This window comes from Oceanisphaera sp. IT1-181, assembly GCF_033807535.1.
Lineage (GTDB): Bacteria > Pseudomonadota > Gammaproteobacteria > Enterobacterales > Aeromonadaceae > Oceanimonas.
This window is the reverse complement of the sequence record NZ_CP136856.1, coordinates 260,419-274,175: the sequence shown is the minus strand read 5'-3', so window position 1 is coordinate 274,175 and position 13,757 is coordinate 260,419. Positions and strand designations below refer to the sequence as shown.

The following is a 13,757-nucleotide window of genomic DNA, read 5'->3' as shown; positions in this document are numbered from 1 at the left end:
TTAAATTTGTTTATATTCAATAATCATATTCAGATGGTAGCATCAAGTCCGTCAGATGAGGAAACCGTTGGATAAGTGCCATTTTTGAGGGGGCACTAGGGGCAGAATGTTCCCAATCATCTTTTTTATTAAAACTGGCTTTTGCTATCTCAGTGTTATCTCTGATAAAGAAAAATATACCGTTACTACTTTCATCAAATATTTCATCATTCATTATATGTAGTCCTATTGAAGGATCGCCTACCAGAACCTTATCATCTCTAGAACCTTTAACTACCACAAAATGGTTATATCCATTGTAATTAACCAAGGCTATCGATGGCATCTCCAGCTTAGCTACATCACTTATCTTTAACTGATACCCATCAGCATTAAGACCTCTTCTAGCCAAGAAGTTTTTCATATCCAGCATCGAAAATCCTTTTTCTTCTATTTTTTCTTTATCACCATATTTAAACATCTCCTCAAAAACAGTCGCTTCGGTAATTGGCATATCATAATGATGAGTAAGCAATGAGGCTAAGGCTGCAGAACCACAACTAAAGTCATACTGCTGCTTCACTACTTCACCAAATTTAATGTCACTAAAACTTTTTACCGGCACCCTGAAACTCCCACCGCCGACTCCCGGTAAGTTAACCGCAAAACTTAAATGAGGAATAAAAAACAACAACAAGAGTAGTTTCTTCATGTTATTTTACCGTTGTTATATTGATAGATGTACTCATATTAGTAATATTATTATTTCCAGATGATAAATTAAGCATAATAATACCATTAGAGCCTGCCAGAGCACCTGCCGAGATTTGATTAGAACCGGTCAATATAATTGCATTGGATACGTTATTTCCAGCTACAGTAGCTCCTTGTTTTGTTATATTATCTTGATCAGTGAAATTAGCCATACCTCTACTTTCATCCAGAAGCGCATGATCGGCAACAGGCAGCATATCCAGTTCTTGTCCGGCTAAGGTGGAAGCACTCAATAAAATAGATAACAATATTACCTTTTTCATATTCCCTCCTTAAAATAAGCCGGCCCAAAGAGGCCGGCATTAAAGGTTGAATTAAATTAGAACTGAACGCTGGCGTTTACGTTTACGCTCTGTTGACCAAAGGAGCCATGGCCAGACACACCTTGGTTCATACTGATACCGTTAGTAGAACCGCCGTTACCCACTGTGTTATTACCAGATACAATCATAGATACAGCAGAGATGCTGTTATTCGAGGTTGCAGCAGAATTCTGTTCAAGATTTTGAGTCGGATCCAGCGATGCTAAACCTGACCCAGCACCGTCACCCTGACCAAAACCTTCCGCAGCGTTATCAACATCATCATTACGTCTTTCAGCTGAAGCTCCACCCCACCCGAAGCCTAAACCTGCACCTAAGCCGTAAGCACCTACGTCACCGCCTTGATCAAGACTAGCTCCATTGTAACTATCAGCACCTGAACTACCACCTGCACTTGAGGTTGCATATGCGCCCATGGCATAACCAGTTTGGTTAGTTGTGTTACTTTGAGTATTTGTATTAGTTTTGGTTACAGTTTGTGCCCAACTCCAATCTGCAGAGTTATATGAGTTTCTTGAATCACGCTCATTGGTAGTACTATTGTAGCTATCAGCAATACTATTATCGGAGTTATCACTTTTATCCGAATTATCATTACCACTATCGGCAATACTATTGTCAGAATTATCACTATTATCAGAGTTATCGTTAGCACTATCAGTTAAACTATTATCTGAGTTATCGTTACCACTATCGGCTACGCTATTGTCAGAGTTATCGTTAGCACTATCAGTTAAACTATTATCTGAGTTGTCGTTACCACTATCGGCTACGCTATTGTCGGAGTTATCGTTAGCACTATCAGTTAAACTATTATCAGACTTATCATTACCGGCATCGGCAACACTATTATCAGAGTTGTTTGTATTGTCAACTTGACTATTGTCGTTACCGCTATCAGCTATACTATTATCAGATTTATCATTGCCGGCATCGGCAACACTATTATCAGAGTTGTTTGTATTATCAACTTGACTATTATCGTTCCCGCTATCGGCCACACTGTTGTCAGAGCTGTCATTACCGCTATCAGCTACGCTATTGTCGGCGTTACCACTATCGGCCACACTATTGTTAGTATTATCCATTTGACTGTTATCGTTGTAACTATCCTGAGTATTAAAGCTGTCAGTGGCAATATTATCGTCAGCTGCAGCACCAAATGAAGCGCCTACTGCTAAAGCGACAAAAACCGCTAAAGTTTTCTTTTGCATAGACATATTAAACTCCCTCTTCATCTATTTATTTTGTCTGCCTGTAACCTTGGCAGAAATTAGGGCGTTGCGTACACACCCTGAGTTAAAGAGTAGCCCAGCTGAAAATTGTAGCTGTATCGAATATAATTTAAGACCAATCTTTTTAATATATTAAAAATTATAAATTTATAAAAAAACGTTAAAAGTCTTACTTTTAAGACAACTTACTTTCCATTTGACTCTTAAATTAAATTAGAAGGTAACTCATTAAGTTAACTGCCAATTCAACATATAATGGCAAACACTTGATAATATTTAATTTTTATTATTATTTATACTAAAAGTTAGCGTGAGATGATTAATCTCGCACCTTCTTTCTCCGACAGTCACAATAGAGTCTTGAATAAAACTTGCAGGTAAGATAAATAAATGATTCTCTAGCTTGCTGCTATTTTTCATGCTCTATAAAAAGATCACTTCGGATAGAGCAACCGCATTAGTGCTCTATTTTTGACGCTAGAGCCGACTGCGATGGCTAACCTGTTCAGACTTTCTATTTTCATCCAGCATCGTTTCTCATAACCCGCTAGGTTGGCTTGCACGGTGCATGTTTAACGACCTATGCCTAAGCATCTAAGTCTGCTGCAGCATTATCTAGAGCCGTTAAGCCAACCGTTGAAACACGGCCATAAAAAATGCCAGTCAGCTGAACTGACTGGCATTGGCCACAAGGCCTTTTTATTGCGCTATTTAACGGTTTAGCTATTCACGGCTATTGCTCAAGCCGAGTTGACTGAGCTTGATGGCCGGTGGCTAAAGACCGCAGGTCGTAACCGGTGGGTGCTTGGTGGGCGCGCAAGCCAAATTCAGGCAATACAGCAAAGATATGGTCGAAGAGATCCCCTTGTATGGCTTCGTACTCCACCCATTTGGTGGTGTTGGTAAAGGCATAAATCTCAATCGGTATGCCATTCGGTGTTTGCTCAAGTTGGCGCACCATCAGCGTCATCTGTTGGTGAATGTGGGGGTGATTCTTTAGCAATCTTTCCAGGTAAGCCCGAAAAGTACCTATATTGGTCAAACGGCGACCATTGGCCAGCGAGGATAAGTCCAGTTGTTGGTTACTGTTATATTGCGTTAACTCCTGCACCTTTTCATCCAGATAAGGCGCCAGCATTTGCGCCCGTTGCAGCCGGTGAATATCGTCTGGTTGCAAGAAGTGCACACTACTGCTGTCGAGCAGCAGGCTGCGCTTGAGACGACGGCCCCCCGACTCACTCATGCCACGCCAGTTTATAAAAGAGTCGGAAATAAGCGCATAGGTGGGAATAGTGGTAATGGTCTTATCCCAGTTTTGCACCTTGACCGTGGTTAGTCCGATATCGATTACGGCACCATTGGCACGATATTTGGGCATATCCAACCAGTCACCAACGGTCAGCATATTATTGGCCGACAGCTGAATACCCGCCACCAATCCCAATATGGGATCTTTAAATACCAGCATCAGTATCGCCGTCATGGCACCCAGGCCACTAAGCAACAGTAGCGGCGACTTGCCAATCAGCGCCGAGATAATCAGCAGACCGATAAAGATACTGGCAATCAGCTTAATGCTCTGAAAGATGCCTCGCAAAGGAAAATTCTGGATGGCGGGTTTTTGCCGAGAAATATCCAGTAGGGCATCGAGCAGCGCAAACAACGACAACAGGCCATAGAGCAGGGTCCACAGATGCGCCGCCGTCTGAATAACGGGCAGCGACAGGGCATCGCCGTCGAGCCATAGCCCGGCCTGAATATGGATGATGATTCCCTGCAGGGTCTGCGCCAGCCGGTTGAACAGCTTGCGTTCAAAAAATGCCTGGCGCCAGATTTGGCGATTACCCTGTGCTCGGCTGCCTACCCAGGCAATCACTACTCGGTGTAACAAAAAATGAATGCCGGCCGAAATCAATATAATCAGTAACAGGGCGGCAGCCGTATATATCAAACCAGAAAATTGCGGAATATATTTGTCTAGCCAGGGCATGACCAGCCCTTTCAGATCGTTAACCTCATTCATTATGGTTTCTCACTCCTTCAGCATTACATCGACACAGTACGCAGGTTGTCACTATCACATTGCCGCCTTGGGTCCATACAAATAAGATCCCCCTTTTTCCAGTGCCCGCAGATAAGCCGGCCTGGCCTGTAATCGGGTCACATATGCCTTTAACCTGGGGTAGCTGTCGGCCATCTCTGCTCTGTGCATAGCGGCTTCCAGTGGAAAGCTCATTTGAATATCTGCTGCGCCAAAGCCGTCACCCACCAGCCATTCATTACAAGATAAGTGATCAGCCACAAAATTAAGCTGAGTGTGTATTTGTTGATGCAAAAATGCCTTATCTACTCCCGCCACTATTTTGTTAATAAGTGGCCGCACAAAAAAGGGCATGGGCGCGTCTTTTACCTTGTCAAATACCAGCCGCATCACCAAGGGTGGCATTAAGGAGCCTTCTGCGTAGTGCAACCAATACACATAGTCCCACCAGGCAGTGCTGTTCTTGTCGGGCAGTAATTGGGGCCCGTAACTTTGGGCCAGATAATCAATAATGGCGCCGGACTCCGCCAATTTTAGATCGTCATCAATCAGCACCGGTGCTTTACCCAGCGGGTGCACTTTCTTTAAGCTCGCGGGCGCCAGCCCTGTATCCGTATCTCTTTGATGAGCCGTTATTTCATAGTTCAGCTCTAACTCTTCTAACATCCAGATGATGCGCTGTGAGCGAGAATGATTGAGGTGGTGTAGCTGTATCATGGGTCTGCTCCCGAGGGTGCGATAAGATAAAAGCTCGTGAATAGTCAAAACCATACCATAAATAGCTTGGGCACAGCGGTACGCTTTACGCCATACGCTGGCCGTTAAGGATAAAATGAACGTAAACTTACGGCGTACAGCGTGAGGTGTGAAGGGTAAAAACACCAAGCTCTGTAGAGACGTAAGGCGTGAAGAGTGAAGAGCTAGGACTAAATTATTCTGCTTCGCAGAACCAACAGCTAAAGCGCCGGACTACAAAAAACGGTGTTTGTCTTGAGCGTAAGACGTATGGCGTTCTCGCCAAATGTTTCATAAAGGTTAAGACTTATGTCGAATAGAACAACTTGATAACATTCTCTAGTATCCAATGATGTAAGGACACCACTGAGCTGGTCATCATCAAGGAGACGCCCGTGTCAGACAAAGATCCCTTAAGCTATAACGCGCAGCATAAACCCAGCCGCGATTTTGAGACTCGAGCCGCCTATCTGGAAAACGAACTCTTGATCATGCAGCCCAAGCGGTGGCGACTAAATTTACCCTTTAGAGATTATCGCTTCGAGCTGGAAGATCTAGTGCCCGCGTTGGCGGCGACCATCGGCAAAATCGTGATGGTGGCGGCGGTAGTGGCGGCCTTTGCTGGCCCCTTAGGGCTATCGAATGCCTTTGTGGTGGAAAACGTCCGCTTTGAGATGTTGATCGCCGCCGTGTTATTCGTCATTTTATTTTCTGGCTTAATTAATCCCAGAGCCAATCTAGCGGGCACCCATGGCCCCATGATCCCCCTGATCCCACTAATCGTCGCCTCGGGCGGCCATCCGCTCGCACTGGGATTATTAGTGGGCTTTTTTGGTTTATTGCTCAGTGTCAGTAAAGGCGGCAGTAAACTAATGGCCCTCACCAGTGACGGGGTGCGCGGGGGGTTGCTGATTTACTTAGGTGCCATCGGCCTACTCAGCCAAATCAAGGCGCTCAACACTTGGGCCGCAAGTTTTGACATGGCTTATATCGCTTTCGCAGTCATTTTAACTACCATTATTATGTATGCCTTGCTGGCTAGATTAGAAATGCGCTGGCTGTCTATTCCACTCGGCTCCGGTATCGCCTTCGTGATTGCCCTCGCCTTGGGTGCACCTTTTGAATTTGTCACCGAACCGGGCATGCCTCATTTAAGCCCTGCTTATTGGTGGGGAGAAACCACAGGTTGGCAGATGGGCTGGCCTAAGCTGCACCACTTCGTGAGCTCGGCACCGTTTGCCGTATTAGCGGTGGCCATGTGGTCGCCCGACTTTATGGGGCACCGCGTATTCCAAGAGCTTAACTATCCGAAAAAAGCCACCAAGGTGCTGATGAACGTGGATGACACCATGGGCATAGCCGCAGTACGTCAAGCGGTGGGTAGCGTACTCGGCGGCGGTAACTTAGCCTCCTCTTGGGGCACTTATATGATACCGGCGGCGATTGCCAAGCGTCCGATCCCAGCCGGTGCCGTGTTAACGGGTGTAATGTGTATCGTGGCCGCCATTTGGGGTTATCCCATGGACTTAGCGGTGTGGGATCCGGTACTCAGAGTGGCGTTAATCGTGGGCGTGTTTATGCCGTTGCTGGAAGCCGGCATGCAGATGACCCGTAACACCACCAGTAGTCAGTCAGCCGGTATCGTAGTGTTTGCTTCTGCGTTCGTAAATCCGGTATTTGGCTGGTCGCTGACCATGCTGCTCGATAACTTAGGCTTAATCGGTGACAAAGAGCGCGGCAAAACACTGCGCCGTACCGACCGCTGGGTGATCCCAGGTATCACCTTTATTATTCTGCTCGCCATCATGGCCACCGTCGGCATGCTGCCCGGCATACCAGGCCTTATTACGCACTAAATAAACTGGCTAATTTGATCTAAAAAAATACCGAACCTGATCACGCAAGTTCGGTATTTTCACGTCTGTACTCTTGTGTCGCAGGCCGTGGGCAAAATAAGTTCCGCCTGCGGCGTAATGCGAGAATAAATGTTCGCCTACAAAACACACCGTTTCTTTATTTAGCTGGGCGCCTAGCGCGGGGCGCTCGGCGCTGTGGCTTAAACCTCAAACTCTGGGGCCAGCCGGCTTAGGCCTAAGCCTTGGCTCTTGCTCAATTTTATTTGCACTGGCACTCGTTCTTTTAGCGCTTCAATGTGGCTGATCACCCCTATCATCTTGCCGCTGGCATTGAGCGCATCCAATGCATCCAGTGCCACTTCTAGAGTTTCCGAGTCTAGGGTGCCAAAGCCTTCATCCAAGAACAAAGAATCAATGCGGGTCTTGCTGCTGACTAAGTCTGAGAGCGCCAGCGCCAATGCCAAGCTGACCAAGAAGCTTTCACCACCGGATAAGGTTTGAGTGTCGCGGGCCACGTCCGCCTGCCAAGTATCGATCACCGATAATTCCAGCTCGCCGCCGGCGGTGCGCGCCAATTGATAACGACCGTGTAAGCGCACTAAGCGCTGGTTGGCCAAGTGCACTAAGTGCTCCAGCGTTAGCCCTTGGGCAAAGCGGCGATACTTGGCGCCATCGGCAGAGCCAATTAAATGGTTTAGCTGCTCCCATAATTGCAGGCTCTGCTGTTGGGCGTCTATGTTGGCAAACAAAGCTTGCTGGCGCTGGCGGCGCTCCGCGTCTGTGTCTAACCGCGTGCGCCAGCCACCAATTTGCTGTTGCTTGGCGTTAAACTCGGCTTGGCTTTGTTGCAGCTGCGCTTGTAAAGCAGCTTGCGCAGCGGGATCCAGCTCGCCTAATGCCAGCTTGGCTGCATCTGCCGCTTGCGTAGCCTGCTCACACAGCGTTTGTGCTCGGTGCAGGGTTTGTTCAAGCTGGCGCTGCGTTTGCGCTAAACGCTCAAACTCTGACTCACTCAAACGTGCTGCCAACAAGGCGGCTTCATCGCTAAAATTGCTCTCTGCTAACTGCTGTTGCCAAGCAAGCGCTCGGCTTTGCAGCTCAGCCTTATACTCAACCGCTTGCTGATGCAAGGTATCGAGGCGTGCCGTTTTTTGCTGTAGTTGCTGTTGGCTAGCTTGCCACTGCTCGGATAACCCAGTCAGCTCGGTCAATAAGCCCAGCTCTGCACTGGCATCGCTCATTGCAGCTAAGTCTGGAATGGCAAGCGCCGACCAACGGCTTTGCCACAGAACTTGCTCGGTATGCGCTTGCTGTACTTGCCCTGCCAACTGCTGGCGCTCAGCGGTAAGCTGCTGACCGCGCGCTTGTTGATCTTTCCAAGCTTTCCATTGCTGCTCACAATCCGCCAACCAGGCGGTCCAATCACTGGGTACTGTCCAGTTAAGCTCAACCAGTGAAGCCGCAAGCGTCGTTTCTTGATGAGTCACTAACGCTTGTTGCTCAGTTAACTGCTGTTGCTGTTGGCCTATTTGCTCGCTTAAAGAGTGCAGCTCTTGGCTCTGTAAACCGTGTTGGGTTTGTAATCCTACTAGCGCCTGTTCGGCTTGCTGAACTTGCTCTTGGTAGCGGTACACCGCCTCTTGTTGTTGCTCCAACTGACTACATTTGCTTGTTAGCGCTTGCAGCTGTTGCTGGCGCTGCTCCAGCTCCGCTTGCTGGGATGCAGGATCGATGGCAGTAATCTGTAATGCCGTTAACAAAGTACTCAGCTGTAGCTGCAACTCTATAAGCTCAGCGGCCTGGGCCTGCACTTGTCGCTGCCCCTGCTCCACTTCTGCTTGGCGTTTAGCAAAAGCTTGGCTTAATTGCTGGCCTTGTTGCTCGCGTTCGGCGCGCTCTTGCTGCTTTTCGGCCAGACTAAGAGCCGTGGCATCATCGAGCGCCTGATAAGCCGCAATGGCCGGGTGGCTTTCACTGCCACATAAAGGGCAGGCTTCATCGGGTTGCAGTCTGGCTCGGTGTGCTTCCAGTGCACGAATGCGTTGTTCTTGCTCCAGCAGCTTTTCTTTATCGCGGATCTGTTCTTGTAGACTTTTATATTCTGCGCGCGATTGGGTTAATTGCAGCTCCAGTTTCGCCAATTCTGGCTCTTGGAGGGCCAGTGTGTCCTTGAGATCAGCATGAGTATTTTGCTGCTTCTCCTGCTGTATCCACAACTGGCGTACTTGACTCCATTGCCCTTGCTGCTGACTGAGGATTTGTAACTTTTGACGAAGCTCAGGCAATGATTGACCGGCTAACAATTGCGCCAATTGTTGCTGTTGTAGATTGTGAGCTTGATTAGCCTGCGCTAATTGTTGCTCCGCGTCCGTTACCTGTAAATGAGTTTGCTGACGCTGCTTTTCAAGTGTGTCGCGTTTCATTTGCAACTTGGCTTGGGCTGCTTGCCCACGGGATAAACTGGCCTGCTCTTTGGTGTTGCCCTGAATTTGTTCGCGCCAACCCGCCAAGTATTCACCCAGCCGTTCCGCTACGGGATTAACCGCCATTTGTTGGCTTAATTGAGTTTGTTCTTCACTCAGCCGTTGCTCGGCAAGAGTCAGCTGTTGAGTCAGTTGGCTGCTCACTTGTAGTGCCTGCCAGCACAGCTGCTGGCTCTGCTTATTAAGCAGCTCTTGCTCCGCCTGTTCTTGGCTTAATTGATGGGCAAAGCTTTGTACCCGAGTGCGGGCATCTTGCCATTGTTGCCAATGAGGCAGTAAACGATTCGCCGGTACCGCTTGGCTTAATTGCTGGCGCGCAGCGTCTTGGCTCTGCCAAGCCAAGTTTTCCGTCTGCAGCGTTTGCTCGGCTTGAGCTTGTTGCTGCAGGGCCGTTTGGTAGGTGGTAATGCGTTGCAAGCTAGTTTGAGTTTGCTCTAATATTTTATATTGCTGTGCTAATTCAAGCTCGGCGGCTGCCATGTCTGCTTGCACTTGCTGGCGCTCAGCGTCATCCAGCAACTCCATGCCTTGAGCACGCGCCTTAAGCTCATTCAACGCAGCTTGCTGCTCGCGGGTTTGTTCAAATACGCGGCGCGATAATTGGGCATAAATATCAGTGCCGGTGAGCTCTTCCAGTAATTCGGCGCGCTCATTGGCATTCGCATGCAAGAAGGCAGCAAAGCCCCCCTGCGCCAGCAGCATAGATTTAGTGAAACGGCCGAAATCCAAGCCGCTCAATTGTTCGGTTAAACGCAGCTTGTCTTGAATTTTAGTGGTGAGAATAGTGCCATCCAGCCTCGCCAGCTCCACCTTAGGCGCTTGCAGCTTGCCGGTAAGTTGGTCACGAGAGCGGCGCTGGCTCCAAAAAGCCCGATAACCTTGGCCTTTAATTTCAAATTCCACCTCTGCCAAGCAATCTGCAGTATGGCGGGTCATCAGCTCATTACTGCTGGCAGACACCGACTTCATACGCGGCGTTTCGTGATACAGGGCTAAACAAATAGCATCGAGCAAAGTGGTTTTTCCGGCACCGGTAGGGCCGATAATGGCGAACAGGCCACTGTCACGAAATGGTGGCTCTCTAAAATCAATTTTCCACTCGCCTTTTAAGGAGTTGAGATTTTTTAGCCGTAAGCTGAGGATTTTCATGCTTCTTGCTCCCGCTCAACCAATAACGTTTGATATAAAGACTGCAACGCCAACTCCCGTTCAGGCGCCAGCTCCTCTGCTGCCAAACGCCGCTCAAAGACCTGCAGTGGCGAGAGCTCGCTAAGCGTGATGCGCGCATCCGCCGTTAAGGTCGCTTGCTGAGCTGAGCGCTGGCGCCGTACCAATAAAATTTCCAACGCCAAGCCCTCGGCTAATTGCTCGACTCTGGGCTGTAAGTCCGTTAAATAATCGTCTTCGGCCACCGTCACTTCTAGCCAGACATTTTTTGTCTGACATAAGTCGGTTTGGCTCAAGGCTGTGTGCTCGACAGCTACGGCTTGCATGGCCGTGGCCAATTCTACCAAGTTGCCTTTTACTCGAGCCAGCGGCTGAAAAATCGGCACCGCTAATGGCGTAATAGCACTTAAGCCGTTTTCATCAAGATCCACCAACAACACTTCCTTTTGCTGGCCCACCTCATCGAAGCTTAAGGCAATCGGCGAGCCGCAATAGCGCATATGCTCATGGCCACCCACTTTTTGTGGCCTATGGATATGACCCAGCGCCAAATAATCGAGCGGCGGAAACGCATTGGCCGGAAAGGCATCCAAGGTGCCGATGTAAATTTCCCGTACCGAATCGCTGCTGCTAGCTCCCACTGTCGTTAAATGCCCAGTGCCAATAATGGGCAAGCGGCGGCCATGGGCTGCTTCGTGATTTTGACTAAGTTTCTCGGCCCGCTCAAACAGTTGCTGATAATGCGCAGCTATGGCTTGTTGTAAGCTCTGTTGCTTATCACTCGCGCTTTGGCCAGATTCACTACTCATGACTTCTCGGGCGCGAATAAAAGGCACGGCACACAACACGGCCCCCGGCTCACCATCGCCCTTATAGAGCGTGAGCACCTGATGCTCTATGTCCGCCAATACGCCTGGGATCACTTGCACATTTAAGCAGCCGAGTAAGCCGCGCGACTCATTTAGCATGGCCACCGAGTCGTGATTACCACCCAAAATCACCAACTGCGCGCCCGTTTGCTGTAACTCGACGATAAAGTCGTTATACAGCTCGCGGGCATAACTGGGCGGCGTGCCGGTATCAAACACATCCCCCGCCACCAGCACCGCATCCACGGCTTGGCTTTGTACTTGCTCAACCAGCCAACGCAAAAAGGCCTGATGTTCTTCAAGGCGGGTTTTACCCATAAAATGCTGGCCTAAATGCCAATCGGAAGTGTGCAAGATACGCATGGCTGCTCTTATGCTAAGACGTGAAGCACTATTAGACCCGCTCAGGCGCAGGCTGGCAAATCAGCTTTGCAGGTGCGCAAAACTTGTTAAACTGCGCCTTTGCTCACCCATACGTCTCGGTATGAGTAACGGTGCATGCTCTTTTACAGGGTTGATAGTTTGCGATGACAGGCTTTTCTTATGATTATTTAGCGCTGGCTGCCGCTGCCTGCTGGGCCGTGGCCAGCTTATTGTCGGCCCATGCGGCGCGCCATTTGGGAGCCTTTGCCTTTTCACGTTGGCGGATGTTTTGCGTCAGCCTAATGCTGTGGGCGGCGGCCTTAATCACAGGCGGTTGGAGCAGCCTGAGCAGTAACAGCCTCAGTATCATGGCTGCGTCTGGGTTAATCGGTATTTTTATTGGTGACACCGCGCTATTTGCCGCCATGAACCGCTTAGGGCCTAGGCGCGCCAGCGTATTATTTGCCACCCACGCGCTGTTTTCAGCGCTGTTGGCGTATTTGATTTTTGGCGAGATAATTGCCGACTGGACCTTGATTGGCTGCTTACTATTAGTGGGCGGTGTGATGACGGCGATTTTTATGGGCAAACGCACCGGTGACACTCATGCGTGGGAGCAAGATAATGGCCGCCCTTGGATAGGTATCGCCTTAGGGTTATTAGCCGCGCTCTGTCAGTCGATTGCCACCTTGATGATGAAGCCGGTAATGATGGATGAGTTAGCGTCGGTAGATCCGGTGTCTGCCTCGGCGGTGCGCATGAGCACGGCATTTTTCGCCCACCTATTTTTATTGTGGTGCGGTTGGTCGGTCGCCAAGCCGCTGCAGCGCATTAACTGGCCTATTTTTGGTATGGTGGCGATGAATGCCCTGTTAGCGATGGGCGTGGGCATGACCTTGATTTTAGTGGCTTTGCGCCATGGCGAAGTGGGCATGGTGGCCATGCTCAGCTCGGTCAGTCCGGTATTGGTATTGCCCTTGTTGTGGTTGTTAACCAAACAACGCCCGGCCTCCGGCGCTTGGCTGGGGGCGGCCATTACCGTTATCGGGGCTGCATTAATCGTGGCCAGGCATTAGCTGTAAGTGCCGTGAGACATGAACAAAAACAATCAAGCCGCCCAATGCAGGCGGCTTGATTAATAGTAAGCACTAAACTTTATTAAAAATTCAGGCTCAAGACGCTACCGTCAGCCCTTCTACTGCCATCACCGCTTGTACCTGCGGGTCCTGCATCATGGTAGCAAAGTGACGATCCACATTCGGGTAGTCCTTTAAGCCATTACCCAAAACTTTGAGCGCCCAATAGCAATACACAAAGGCACACGCATCCACTATGCCTAACTCATCTTCTAAATAACAATCACGACTCGCCAGATGACTATCCATACGCTCTAGCAAAGGCGCAATCTGCGCCGGCACGGCGGCTTTAATGGCTTTCTTCGCCTCAGAGCTGGTGTCTGTGGTGTATTTTTCTGGATTAAAATAGGGAGCAAAAGCGCGATAAAGATCGGCGTTTAAAAAGCTCAACCAATAATCACATTGCGCCTGCATTACCGGATCTTGACCGGGCCCCAAATGCTCACCCTCAGGCAAGCGAGACAAATAACGTAAAATAGCACTGCTTTGGTAAAGGGCGCCCATTTCGGCGGTGAATAACACCGGCACTGTGCCTAAGTAATTAATCTTGGTGAATTCGGGATCCCGCGTATTCGCGACTTCTAGCTCATAGGGTAAACCTAACCAAGCAAGTGCGATATGAGCGGCAAGTGAACAAGTACCCGGCCTGTAATATAACTTCATTCAATCATCTCCTAGATGGCCCTTGGCTCGGTCGAACTGCACTTATATTACACATTTATTCCACATTCGATCCGAGCCTTAGGATGCGACTCATTTGATTATCAACCGGAAAAGGGTAATTAGCGATATTAGG

10 protein-coding genes are annotated in these 13,757 nt (G+C 49.0%); 2 read left to right on the top strand and 8 right to left on the bottom strand.

The genetic code is table 11. The features are described 5' to 3' along the window. Positions 1-16 precede the first annotated feature (16 nt). The 5 genes from R0134_RS01265 to R0134_RS01245 all read right to left on the bottom strand — a co-directional run bounded on the left by R0134_RS01265 (position 17) and on the right by R0134_RS01245 (position 5,069). Entirely contained in the window at positions 17-691 is a 675-nt protein-coding gene (locus tag R0134_RS01265) for a C39 family peptidase (protein WP_319783108.1), read from the bottom strand. Position 692: 1 nt separating this feature from the next. Then, positions 693-1,016, bottom strand: coding sequence for a hypothetical protein (locus R0134_RS01260; protein WP_319783107.1), 324 nt, complete (start codon positions 1,014-1,016; stop codon positions 693-695). A gap of 56 nt (positions 1,017-1,072) precedes the next feature. Beyond that, positions 1,073-2,296, bottom strand: coding sequence for a hypothetical protein (locus R0134_RS01255; RefSeq protein WP_319783106.1), 1,224 nt, complete (start codon positions 2,294-2,296; stop codon positions 1,073-1,075). 748 nt (positions 2,297-3,044) lie between these two features. Continuing rightward, the gene (locus R0134_RS01250) at positions 3,045-4,316 is read right to left on the bottom strand and encodes a mechanosensitive ion channel family protein (RefSeq protein ID WP_413641440.1); all 1,272 of its coding nucleotides are present in this window, start codon (positions 4,314-4,316) and stop codon (positions 3,045-3,047) included. 72 nt (positions 4,317-4,388) lie between these two features. Beyond that, positions 4,389-5,069 carry a glutathione S-transferase gene (locus R0134_RS01245; RefSeq protein ID WP_319783104.1) on the bottom strand — a complete coding sequence of 227 codons (681 nt, stop codon included), beginning with the start codon at positions 5,067-5,069 and terminating at the stop codon, positions 4,389-4,391. A 413-nt stretch (positions 5,070-5,482) separates the two neighbouring features. Here R0134_RS01245 and R0134_RS01240 point away from each other — a divergent pair, with 413 nt between their 5' ends. Continuing rightward, positions 5,483-6,943 carry a DUF3360 family protein gene (locus R0134_RS01240; RefSeq protein ID WP_319783103.1) on the top strand — a complete coding sequence of 487 codons (1,461 nt, stop codon included), beginning with the start codon at positions 5,483-5,485 and terminating at the stop codon, positions 6,941-6,943. 200 nt (positions 6,944-7,143) lie between these two features. On the opposite strand, the gene R0134_RS01235 is transcribed toward R0134_RS01240, so the two are convergent. Both R0134_RS01235 and sbcD read right to left on the bottom strand, forming a co-directional pair. Then, complete coding sequence (locus R0134_RS01235) at positions 7,144-10,575, bottom strand: AAA family ATPase (protein WP_319783102.1); 3,432 nt, start codon at positions 10,573-10,575, stop codon at positions 7,144-7,146. Then, entirely contained in the window at positions 10,572-11,825 is a 1,254-nt protein-coding gene (sbcD, locus tag R0134_RS01230; RefSeq protein WP_319783101.1) for an exonuclease subunit SbcD, read from the bottom strand. Before sbcD ends, R0134_RS01235 begins: the two co-directional genes overlap by 4 nt. Positions 11,826-11,989: 164 nt before the next feature. Between sbcD and R0134_RS01225 the strand changes: the two genes are divergently transcribed. Beyond that, the gene (locus R0134_RS01225; RefSeq protein ID WP_319783100.1) at positions 11,990-12,901 is read left to right on the top strand and encodes a DMT family transporter; all 912 of its coding nucleotides are present in this window, start codon (positions 11,990-11,992) and stop codon (positions 12,899-12,901) included. 96 nt (positions 12,902-12,997) lie between these two features. Here R0134_RS01225 and R0134_RS01220 read toward each other — a convergent pair whose 3' ends face one another. Continuing rightward, positions 12,998-13,624, bottom strand: coding sequence for a glutathione S-transferase family protein (locus tag R0134_RS01220; RefSeq protein ID WP_319783099.1), 627 nt, complete (start codon positions 13,622-13,624; stop codon positions 12,998-13,000). Between the last annotated feature and the right edge of the window lie 133 nt (positions 13,625-13,757).

Bases quoted from the DNA above. Each gene is read 5' to 3' on its own strand.
- R0134_RS01220 (WP_319783099.1), bottom strand. From the start codon at position 13,624: ATGAAGTTATATTACAGGCCGGGTACTTGTTCACTTGCCGCTCATATC.
- sbcD (WP_319783101.1), bottom strand. From the start codon at position 11,825: ATGCGTATCTTGCACACTTCCGATTGGCATTTAGGCCAGCATTTTATG.
- R0134_RS01235 (WP_319783102.1), bottom strand. From the start codon at position 10,575: ATGAAAATCCTCAGCTTACGGCTAAAAAATCTCAACTCCTTAAAAGGC.
- R0134_RS01265 (WP_319783108.1), bottom strand. From the start codon at position 691: ATGAAGAAACTACTCTTGTTGTTGTTTTTTATTCCTCATTTAAGTTTT.
- R0134_RS01225 (WP_319783100.1), top strand. From the start codon at position 11,990: ATGACAGGCTTTTCTTATGATTATTTAGCGCTGGCTGCCGCTGCCTGC.
- R0134_RS01255 (WP_319783106.1), bottom strand. From the start codon at position 2,296: ATGTCTATGCAAAAGAAAACTTTAGCGGTTTTTGTCGCTTTAGCAGTA.
- R0134_RS01260 (WP_319783107.1), bottom strand. From the start codon at position 1,016: ATGAAAAAGGTAATATTGTTATCTATTTTATTGAGTGCTTCCACCTTA.
- R0134_RS01245 (WP_319783104.1), bottom strand. From the start codon at position 5,069: ATGATACAGCTACACCACCTCAATCATTCTCGCTCACAGCGCATCATC.